The following is a 10,587-nucleotide window of genomic DNA, read 5'->3' as shown; positions in this document are numbered from 1 at the left end:
AAAGGATGCCTAAGCCCATTTATTGGCCAAATTCCTTTTTTTACATTTACGGAAATTCCTACTTTAAGAAATGAAGGGGATTCATAGAAAGGTGAGGCATACTGCTCACATACTATTTTTTGTTCTTTATTGTAATCCACGTAGTGTTTTGTATTTTAGAGTATTTGCCATTTCTGCGCCTTGTGTAGCTGAACACGTTGAACATTGATTGTACAGAACTTACAATCCTCATTTTTCTCTTATCTACTTTACTGTTGCATTAGACCAAGCCCGTATTCACGTCGATCCTTAACGTTACATTTGCATATTCAATACTTAGCATGCGAACCACAAGGCGAAGAGGCCTGCGGTAGTAACCAAAAGCCCTTACTGCAGCTAAAGAGGGGTTGCATAGTGCATAACAATATTGTAAACGTGTAACAGGATTATCAATTAATCAACTTTTTTAAAATGACACATTAATTTGACTTTGTTACAATCCATTTCGAATTTTGATTTTGCCGAATTGCTTCGTTTCCCTTTTTTAGGTTCAAAATCTGTTGAATAGTTTCATCTTGTTTAACTATTTGCCCTACAGTCACCATTATCATGTCCTCAACTGACACTATTTCATTGCTGAGAAACTGCCATTCATCCTCTTCGTCATGCACTACATATAAAATGGCTTTTTCATTATTAATTACCGATTTCAAGGTAAATACAGCTTTTTTTAAACCTTCTTTAGTTACCACGTTTTTTTAGATTTTGTTTTTTTGTTGTTAACTGCAAATTAGTGTTACTGTTTGTTCCATCTTTTACTTTAGCCAGTTTATGATCTCCTTCGACCTGATTCATGTCTGCTTTTACCCCCCCCCCGTCGGGATTGTTTAGATGGATTCATTAGTTGACCATCTACGTCACTTCTTAAAACTCCACTATTTTGTTTCGTGTTTAATTCCTTAGCGGCTTTAAGTTGCCCTGCTGCAAGGCTCCAGCCTTGTGACCCTCATCCTCATGCTAAGTATGCGCCATGCATTTAGGACACTATTATGTCAGCCACACGTGCGCCAGCCAAGGAAACGCGGCACTAGCGAGGAGGCAATTTGATGAGCCACGTTTTATCTTGTATGACAGGTCATTTCTCCCAGTCATACCTATCCAATATTTTTTCAAAATAAATTTCTTTAAACCCCGCCGCTTTAAGTTTATTTTTTGTTTCCTGTCCTATAATGTACAAAGGAGATTTTCTATGATAGCTTCCAAAACATATATCCGTTCTAAAAAAATTATCAGGTATTATTGATTTGTTTTTTAAACAAGCTGGGGTTGCCCCTATAATTTCCTCATATCCATTACAATGCTCGCTGTAGTTAATAAATTGGGTGCCCCTTGCCTTGCCATCATAATTAATAATATTATCAATTTTAAACCAATAAAATCCAGGGGTAGATAAACTGATAAATTCAAGATYCTCATACCCTTCAGTCTCACAAAAAAGCTTGAACCTATCGGACACAATTTTATAGCCATCATATGTTTCTGTAATATCCTTTTTTTTAGATACTTTAAATTCAGGATCTATTTTATCCGTATCATAGATGTTCCTATATTTTGTGCATTCATCTATCTCAAGTTTATAAAACATATACTCTCCATTGTCTGGGGGAGATAATACATAACCTAAAATCATATCTATATAAAATTAAAGTGAATGCTATTTAAAAAAATCTATCGCTCTTTGCCCAAGGCTCCAGCCTTGTGACCCGCATGCTAAGTATGCGCCATGCTTTAGGACAGCACTACGTTAAGCAATCAAAATATTGCATCCTTACAAAAACATCTATCTAAAAAACGGTTGCAAAACTTACAAAATATAATCCTTCCGGATTTCTGAATTTACAATTGTGGCACATGCGTTAAAAATACAAAATCCCGGATGAAACGTACATCCGGGATTTGCATATTCAATACCTTGCATGCGGGCCACAAGGCTGGAGCCTTGCGGCAGCTTTGGATCAAAAAGCCCTTGCAACAGCTTGAGTAAGTGTACCTCGCAAAAGTTTGATAGTCGCCTTTTATAAAGGCCTGCCCCATTAAATTTGACTGTTGTAGCATGCAAACATGCATTGAGTCTTTATAGATAGCCGGGGTTTGATCACGCCAATTTGACGTCACTAACATGAAGAAAATAAACAGTAGTTCATCTTATTTTATTTATTGTACAAGTAAATCTCTTAAATGATAACGAATCTTGCCATTAATAATCTTAATGTTACACACTAATGTATAATCGCTTCTTTGGTTATCATACCATAATACACAATCTATATCATATTCGTCTTCAGACCGCTTGTAAACCCTCATTAAATCAAATGCTGAATCAGGAAGTGGTGTTATATGGCCTGGATAATCTTCAACTGCTTCTTTAAGTTCTTCTAAACTCCCTAACTTATTGTAGTCATTATTGTATACTTTTTCATAATTTTCATCAACTAAATCAGCGACTACGCTTTTAATGGTATTTTGGATGTCGTTTATAGTCATAATACTTGTTATCTTCCAGGAATTCGTGTTATTGTATTCATGTTTACGCCTATCGAATGAAAATATCCGTCCGCTTGTCTTACAATACGCTTTGCTGCAGCTTCCTGAATATCTCGCTTTTTTTAATGCTTTGTAAGCTATTACTCTTTCTCTTGCATAAGTCCGTCTACGAAGTCCAATACTTACCCTTTGGGTTACCGTGGCGGCATTATGTCTTGTCTTCCCCCGCTGTCGCAAGGCTCTTGCCTTGTGACCCCGCATGCTAAGTATGCGCCATGCTTTTACGGGGGCACTATGTCAGGCAATCAAAATATTGCAGCCTTACAAAAACATCTATCCAAAAAACGGTTGCAAAACTTACAAAATATAATCCTTCCGGATTTGTGAATTTATAATTGCGGCTCATACGTTAAAAATACAAAATGAAACTAACATCAGGGATTTGCATATTAATCCTGTAGTTCAAAATTTTATGATCAGTGGTCCCTACAACCGGGATACATACAAAGTTACACAGCCCCTGCCATACCTATGGTGGCACTACTTTGTCAGTAGATATTTAATCCTCTTTTGGGGTCAAAAGCGCGACCGGGAAGCAGGCAAGGGTGTTAATCCGGTTAAAAAAATGCATCATATAATATTTGTATATTTTTCTCGATTTTTTTAAACTATTTCTATTCTTTATATCAATTATTGTCCATTTTTTTGAACTTAACTAAACATATTTTCCCGGATGCAGGTTGGCTTAACCGCAGGCCAAAATCCCACCAAATTTTTGACTTAAACAGAGGTTCGCATTTTTAAAAAACAGGTGTCCGGGCCGGTACTTGCAAATGCCAGACCATACTATTGTATGGTAGAATTACGGGTGGTGACGCTACTTTGTCAGTGTTTATATTTGAGATAGTTAAAGTGATGGATTATTTGATGTTTGGCAGGGTGTTTGCTGTATTTTACCTGTTCCAAAACACACAGTTTTTCAAGGGAATAACTGATCATAGTCATTTTTTTTAGTTTAAAAAATGGGGATATTTGTTTATCAATTCCCGGTAAACACCCGCATTGAATCTTGCCAGTTTATTACTCATTTATATTAATTCAATAGTAATGAAAACTATACTTGTTCTCACCGATTTTTCAGATAATGCTGCTCATGCAGCTCAGTCAGCTGTGAAACTTGCCGGCAAGCTTCAGGCTAATGTTTTGTTATTTAATGCTTACCAAACTATTCCGGTAACCAATTATTATACCAGTACGCCATGGGGAGGAGAAGATACTTCTTACTGGGAAAATCAGAGTAAAAATCATATTGCTGATTTTCAAAATCACCTCGAATCAGTTGTCAGTGAGATCCCTCAGGAAGAATTTAAACCGGCCATCAGCAACTTATGCGGGGAAGGGAATTTGGGAGAGCTGGTAAAAGAAATTGATAAACGGTATGATATTGAGTTGATTGTGATGGGTTCCCGGTCTGATAACTCGTTTGAGCATATCTTTTATGGGAGTGATACCTATTCTGTAATTGAGCATGCCAGCCGTCCTGTTTTGATCTTACGGACAGAAACCGAATTAACAAAGCTTAATAATGTTATAGTGGCAACCAACTTTAGCCAGGAGGATCTCAAAAGCCTGCGCTACCTCATTAGGCTTGGTCAAATATTCAACACAAAATTTGAGCTGGTACATATTATGCCATCGGAGGAAACCGGCACGTTAAAAACAGAAAAGGAGATTGATTTTATGGAGCAGGTAGCCGGTTTAAAGTATCCGCATATTGCTTTTAAAGACGTTAGGGGGAAAGAGGTGATTCAAAGGCTCAATCGTTTGTGCGAAGAGGATAACGCGGATGCTCTTGCCATTATTCATCATCCGCGCTCGTTTTTTTCACGGATGCTTAAACTAAGCCTTGCCTATAAAGCGCTCGACAAGCAGAAGATCCCGTTGCTGGTATTCCCGGCAAAAATGGATTTAGAAAACTAATATCCGTCAACAAAAATTATTGGATGGCAACATTCCCTTCGTATGACTTTTTAAAAACCTGGGGCGAAAAAGAAAGCATAAACTCTTCTGCTTTCTTAACCATATCTGCCGAGCCAATAAAAATTGCCGATCGCTGGTGAAGTTCTTCTACTTCAACATCAAGTATTCTTTTGTATCCATTGGATGCCCGTCCGCCTGCCTGTTCAACAATAAATGCCATGGGATTACATTCATACACCAATCTCAGTTTACCTTTATGTGCTCCTGAAGTGGGGGGATAAATAAAAACACCACCTTTAATCAAAGTCCGGTGTAAATCAGCTACCATTGATCCTGTATATCTTGAAGTATACGGCCTGTTTGTTTCTTTATCTTCTACCTGGCAATATTTTATATACTTTTTCACTCCATCGGGGAAATAATTATAATTTCCTTCATTTATAGAATAGATATTGCCTGTATCCGGTACCCGCAGATCGGGATGAGATAAACAAAACTCTCCTATGGAAGGGTCGAGCGTAAAGCCATTTACCCCCTTCCCTGTAGTATAAACAAGCATCGTGGAAGAACCGTAAATAATATAGCCTGCGGCTACCTGTTCGGTTCCTTTCTGAAGCGTATCATCAAGTGTAGCGGCCCCGGTTAACGATTTGCGCCGGTAGATGGAAAAAATTGTACCAATGCCTACGTTGACATCAATATTGGAGGATCCATCTAAAGGATCAAGCGCTACTATATATTTTGCATCCTTTGATACTTCAGAATCAATGTAAATGTATTCGTCATTTTCTTCCGAAATAACGATGCAGCACTCGCCTCCGCACTGCAGGGCCGCAATAAATTGCTCATTGGCATAAAGGTCTAATTTCTTTTGATTTTCACCCTGCACATTGACAGAGCCGGCTTCCCCTAAAATATCAATAAGACCTGCTTTATTAATTGCCCTGTTAACAATCTTTGCTGCGATCGCTAAATCCCGGAGCAGTCTTGACAATTCTCCTTTAGCAAATGGAAAATCCTGTTGCCTTTCAATAATAAACTGGCCTAATGTTTTAACAATACTCATAATTCTTATCTAAAACTGTTTCTCCTCAACTTTTATAAAACTGCTTTACGGCATTATAGAGATTACCAAAAAGATTGACTAATTATAATTTATGAAGCGGAAGTCAACCTGCATCTTTTACAGCCTGAAATATTTAAATATACCGCTATTGATGGCAATTCTTACAGGAATTCATCAAGATATTTACTACAACGATATCGTTCTCCTGTATTTGGTTAGTGATGTATATTGGTACTCCGGGCTCATTATTTATTATCTCTTGTAAAATCATTAATAGCCATCTGCCAGTTAAAGAATTGGCTTCCGTTTTTTGATGTGCCTGATATAACTGTTAAGTAGCTTCGGTCAAAAAATGAAGCTAAAGCAAATACCTGTAAGCCGCTTTGTGGGTTAAACAGTGTACCGGGCGCATAACCTTTCTCGTTATTTTTTGCACGCTTCTGGTCGAATGCAACCTTGCTGTTTACAAATTCGGGATGTGTTTTTTCACCAGTCATAAAAGGTACCATGTAATCAACCGATTTTTTGATGGAGGCTCCATTTGGAGTTTGATAAACAAAATAATTTTTGCCGGTATTCCTGTAAATGGCAATGCAGGTTGATAGGAGTGGTTCAAGGTCATAAATATGATAATGAAAAGCATCCCTTTGTTCAAGATCATGAGTGGTGCCGTCGGGATTTAAATTAACAGCAAGTTGTTTTTCCAGCTCAGTTATAATAAGATCATCATACTTATGATCATGCAAGGAATAGGCTATAAGCGTGATCATTTTGATCCGGTGCGAATTCCAGTTGTTTATGGCTGTGCTTTTGCCTGGCTTTGCCGATGGGCTGTTTACCTCAGCATCGGCAATACTTTGCAGCCATTGATCAATTATTACCCTGTTGGCTAATTGCACATCATTCCGGACCAGGTCATAGCCGGTAACCATATCTTCCAGCTTGGTTTCATTGATCGGGTCGCCGGTGGCAACGTTGGTTTTTGCCCAGGCCAGCAGGTATTCAGTGGCTTTATCCAAGTTGGTTTTGTTACTATCGTACTTATAAGCAAGTGCCAGCGCGTATACTTTATAAGCATCCTCAACAGCCTTTAAGCTTGCTGTTTTTTTAGGATCGCCTTCCAATAATCCCTGTGATAATATTTCCTTTATAGGATTTGGCGATTGGCTAAGTGCCTGTTTCGCGGTCATTAAATAAGGATCAAAGGCTTTTTTGTAACTTAACGATTCCTTTTCATCAAGATGTATAGCCTTACGCATTGCAACAACCTCCTTGTTATTAAGGCTTACCAATTGCGCTTTAGCTGGCAAAATCATAGCTAACAAACCCAACCCGCATATTATTTTCTTCTTCATTTTTTTAGTTTCCAATTTTAACTGCCTAATAATGCAGGTAGTTTATAAAGCATACTTTTCGCCATCAATCCTGGTGAAATCCCATCGCGCCGGGCTAAAAGCATCAACCAGCATACCTTCTTCCAAGCAAACGCAACCATGTATGGTATAAGGCGGTACATAATAACCATCGCCTTTGCTAATGATTTTTTTGGTATCGCCCATGGTCATTTCAAAAACGCCACTTTCCACATAACTCACCTGCGAATGTGCATGGCTATGTAAAGTGCCGCAGCTGCCTTTGTTAAATTTTACTTTTACCAGCATTAGCTTATCATCAAACCCTAAAACCTGGCGCTGAACGCCGTCGCCCGTTATTTCCCAGGTAGTATTATGTTCGTACAGAAATAAATTGCTTTGTATCATATTATTAGTTTTTTAAGCTGCCGGCCGCATTGATAACATTTTTTTTGTTGGCCAAACGTTTTTGTCGCAGCAAAGCTTCAAGGTAATAGTAATCAGCATAAATAATTGGTACATCTATCTCGCCTTGGGCGGGTTTATGCCCAGTGCTGTGTAACAGCAAAAAGCCTTTGGCACTATCAGGCTGTGCCTGGTAATTTTTGTTCAGGCTGTTCAATATCTTATCGGCGGTTGTTTTGTATACCCTGGCATTTTTACTATAAGTGCTCAGCTCGTAAAGAGCCGATGCCGCAATTGCCGCCGCCGACGCATCACGGGGCTGACTAGGTAGTTTGGCAGCATCGTAATCCCAGTAAGGAACCAGGTCGGCAGGCATGGCAGGATTACTAAAAATATATTTGGCAATTTTTTCGGCTTGTTGCAGGTATATTTTATTACCGGTTTCCCTGTAGCACATGGTATAACCATATAATCCCCAGGCTTGTCCCCGGGCCCAGGAAGAACTATCGGCGAAGCCCTGGTGGGTTTGTTTATGCAGTACTTTACCAGTCTGCGGGCCATAGTCAATTACGTGGTAAGAGCTATAATTGGGCCTGAAATGATTTTTCATGGTTGTATTAGCGTGTGCCACGGCCACTTTGTAAAAACTGGAATCACCGCTTAATTTGGTGGCTTCAAACAGCAATTCGAGGTTCATCATATTATCTATGATCACGGGAAACTGCCAGTCTTTACGGTTATCCCATGATTTGAGGCAGCCTACAACAGGGTTAAAACGGGTTATTAACGTTTTGGCCGATTGGATGATCACCTCTTTATATTCAGCATCGTGCGTAAGGCGATAGGCATTACCAACGCTGTTATAAACTTTAAAGCCCATGTCATGTGTTACACCGTTGGTTTTTTCGGTCTCCATAGCAGTGGTATAGGGTATGGATTGTTCTTTCCAGAACTTATCGCCGGTATATTCATACAGGAACCAAAGATTCCCGGCAAAAAAACCGCTGCACCAATCTTTAGTAGGTACAATAACCAAATCGCCGGTAACATTTAGTGCGCGCGGAGATAACAGGTTGGGATTGGTTGCTGCTTTTTTTGCCTTATAAGTTTCATTAAGCAACAATTTGGTTTGATGCTGGGCAAAAACGAAGGCTTTATCAGCATTATTTTGCGCAAAAAGACTGAGCGTTATTCCGTTAAATAAAATCAGTGGCAGTAAGTGTTTAATTTTCATAGAATATTTTAAAAAAAATGCCAGCGTTAATTGGCTACCTTAATTTTGATCACCAGTTTCTTTACAATGTCATAGCCGGGTACCTTGATGGTAGGTCGGTGTGCGTCCTGCGGAAAAAACAGGTAAAAGGTTCCGGGTTCTGCAGTATAGTAAGTGCCCTCGGCAGTGTAAGCGGCTCCATCTTTTGCTTCATTATAAGGTTTTGTAACAGTTGCACTGCTTACAGCAGCCACGCCTATTTGTTCTTTGCCTTTTATTACATATTGCAGGTCTATATATTTTTTATGCGATTCCCAACTTGTTTTTTCCAGGTCTTTTGATGGGCTTTCAGTAATACTGGCATAGGCGTTTTCTCCATCAATGGGATGTTTACCTACACTAAGCGTATCTAAGTTTTGCTCTTTTATAAACAGGAATACCTTATCCCAAACCGCTTTATTGGCATGGTATTGTTTATAAAACTCAACCGCATTAACCGATGGATACACATTCAACCTGATATGGTTGCTCCAGTCTTTGCTTTTCAGCCATTTTTCGGCGGTTTTTGGGTTGATGCTATCATTCTTAATTTGTTGTGCGGTCACGGTGTTTTCCATGGTTACCAAACTAATTATTGCTAAGATCAGCTGATGTACGGGTTTAATTTTCATAGTTTTATTTGGCTTGATTTATTAGTTAATGGAAACCGTAATTGGTAAAACAGTACCATGATAAATCAATATTACAATGTATTCCCTTAAATTGCATCGCAAACGGGTATTAATTCTACGCAAACGTTATAGTTATGGCAGGCAGATTTATAAGGCTGATTGCAACCTTATAAGCACTATTTGTGTTTTGGTTTACGTGTACATTTAAGCTGATTAAGCCGTAGCTGCAATTAAATTGCTAATGTTATTTAAGATTTTTTATATTGTGGAACTGCCCGCATAATCCGGTCGAAATTGCTTCGAGTTAACAGTTATGAATTTCAACGCTATTACAATAAAAGACATTGCCCGGGAACTTAATCTGTCTATATCCACGGTTTCAAAAGCATTAAGGGATAACTACGAAATCAGCGAGAAAACAAAAAAGAGAGTAAACGATTACGCAGAAAAACATAATTACCGGCCCAATCCTTTTGCCCAAAGTTTAAAACATGGCCATAGCAGGTCACTGGGTATAGTTGTATCAACTTTTGAAAATCAATTTTTCTCGCAGGTGATTAATGGGGTCGAATCCGTTGCCCACAAAACGGGATATAACGTTATCATTACGCAATCGCATGAATTATATGACCTCGAGGTAAAAAATATAAATCATCTTGCCCATCTCTCCATTGATGGTTTGCTTATCTCCTTATCAAGTGAAACCAGGGATTTTGAGTGCCTGCAAAAACTGCATCAGCAGGGCTTACCAATTGTTTTTTTTGATCGCATTACTGATGAAATAGATACACACAAGGTAATTGCCGATAATTTTAAAGGAGGCTATGATGCTACCCGCCATCTCCTCGATTCGGGTTATAAACGGATAGCCCATATTACAAGCCCGCCCAATATATCAATTACAAAAGAAAGGCTTGCCGGTTACAATCATGCATTGGCCGAAGCCGGGATAACAGTACCTGATAATTACATTAAACATTGCCCGGATGGCGGCAGGGACATAAACGAGATTGAGAATGCGCTGAAGGAATTGCTTTCGCTGAATGAAAAGCCGGATGCCATTTTCACAACATCCGACAGGATCACAACCGTTACCCTTTACCTGCTGAATAAATTTAAAATAAAGATCCCCGAAGAAATTGCCCTGATCGGTTATACCAACAACTCCCTGGCAGAAGTGTTAAACCCTGCATTAAGCTCTATTTATCAACCGGCTTTTGAAATGGGACAAAAAGCGACAGAAATGCTGCTAAATCTCATATTAAGCAAGAAACCCGCCACCCGGTTTGAAACTTTGGTTTTGCCAACCCAGCTATTTATACGTAAGTCAACCACTCCAAAAAAGTAGAAACTGTTTTCTGTTTATTTATACCCTTA

11 protein-coding genes are annotated in these 10,587 nt (G+C 38.9%); 2 read left to right on the top strand and 9 right to left on the bottom strand.

Annotation, left to right across the window (positions count from 1 at the left end):
- The 4 genes from AC1DQW_RS07105 to AC1DQW_RS07090 form a co-directional block, all read right to left on the bottom strand.
- Window positions 1–140: immunity protein Imm33 domain-containing protein (locus AC1DQW_RS07105; RefSeq protein ID WP_477453457.1), on the bottom strand; the 140-nt coding region annotated here is incomplete at its 3' end.
- 318 nt (window positions 141–458) lie between these two features.
- Window positions 459–731, bottom strand: coding sequence for a hypothetical protein (locus AC1DQW_RS07100; RefSeq protein WP_477453454.1), 273 nt, complete (start codon window positions 729–731; stop codon window positions 459–461).
- A 383-nt stretch (window positions 732–1,114) separates the two neighbouring features.
- Entirely contained in the window at window positions 1,115–1,669 is a 555-nt protein-coding gene (locus AC1DQW_RS07095; protein ID WP_477453453.1) for a hypothetical protein, read from the bottom strand.
- Between the two features lie 524 nt (window positions 1,670–2,193).
- Window positions 2,194–2,523 carry a DUF7668 domain-containing protein gene (locus tag AC1DQW_RS07090; RefSeq protein WP_477453452.1) on the bottom strand — a complete coding sequence of 110 codons (330 nt, stop codon included), beginning with the start codon at window positions 2,521–2,523 and terminating at the stop codon, window positions 2,194–2,196.
- Between the two features lie 1,107 nt (window positions 2,524–3,630).
- Here AC1DQW_RS07090 and AC1DQW_RS07085 point away from each other — a divergent pair.
- Window positions 3,631–4,503 (top strand): universal stress protein, encoded by an 873-nt coding sequence (locus AC1DQW_RS07085; protein ID WP_477453451.1) that lies wholly within the window; start codon window positions 3,631–3,633, stop codon window positions 4,501–4,503.
- 16 nt (window positions 4,504–4,519) lie between these two features.
- Here the strand turns inward: AC1DQW_RS07085 and fbp are convergent, their stop codons facing one another.
- The 5 genes from fbp to AC1DQW_RS07060 all read right to left on the bottom strand — a co-directional run bounded on the left by fbp (window position 4,520) and on the right by AC1DQW_RS07060 (window position 9,210).
- A complete protein-coding gene (gene fbp / locus AC1DQW_RS07080; protein WP_477453450.1) occupies window positions 4,520–5,569 on the bottom strand; it encodes a class 1 fructose-bisphosphatase in 1,050 nt (349 codons plus the stop codon).
- 245 nt (window positions 5,570–5,814) lie between these two features.
- Window positions 5,815–6,924, bottom strand: coding sequence for an alginate lyase family protein (locus tag AC1DQW_RS07075; RefSeq protein ID WP_477453449.1), 1,110 nt, complete (start codon window positions 6,922–6,924; stop codon window positions 5,815–5,817).
- A gap of 42 nt (window positions 6,925–6,966) precedes the next feature.
- On the bottom strand, window positions 6,967–7,329 hold the full coding sequence (locus AC1DQW_RS07070; RefSeq protein ID WP_477403333.1) for a cupin domain-containing protein: 363 nt from the start codon (window positions 7,327–7,329) through the stop codon (window positions 6,967–6,969).
- A 4-nt stretch (window positions 7,330–7,333) separates the two neighbouring features.
- A complete protein-coding gene (locus tag AC1DQW_RS07065; protein WP_477453448.1) occupies window positions 7,334–8,560 on the bottom strand; it encodes a glycoside hydrolase family 88 protein in 1,227 nt (408 codons plus the stop codon).
- Between the two features lie 26 nt (window positions 8,561–8,586).
- Window positions 8,587–9,210, bottom strand: coding sequence for a NanQ anomerase/TabA/YiaL family protein (locus AC1DQW_RS07060; protein WP_477453447.1), 624 nt, complete (start codon window positions 9,208–9,210; stop codon window positions 8,587–8,589).
- Between the two features lie 313 nt (window positions 9,211–9,523).
- On the opposite strand from AC1DQW_RS07060, the gene AC1DQW_RS07055 reads away from it, so the two are divergent.
- Entirely contained in the window at window positions 9,524–10,558 is a 1,035-nt protein-coding gene (locus tag AC1DQW_RS07055; RefSeq protein WP_477419955.1) for a LacI family DNA-binding transcriptional regulator, read from the top strand.
- Window positions 10,559–10,587 lie beyond the last annotated feature (29 nt).

The sequence above is a fragment of the Mucilaginibacter sp. P5_A4 genome, assembly GCF_056400605.1.
The sequence above is the reverse complement of the archived record's forward strand: the minus strand, read 5'-3'. Positions and strand labels throughout refer to the sequence as shown.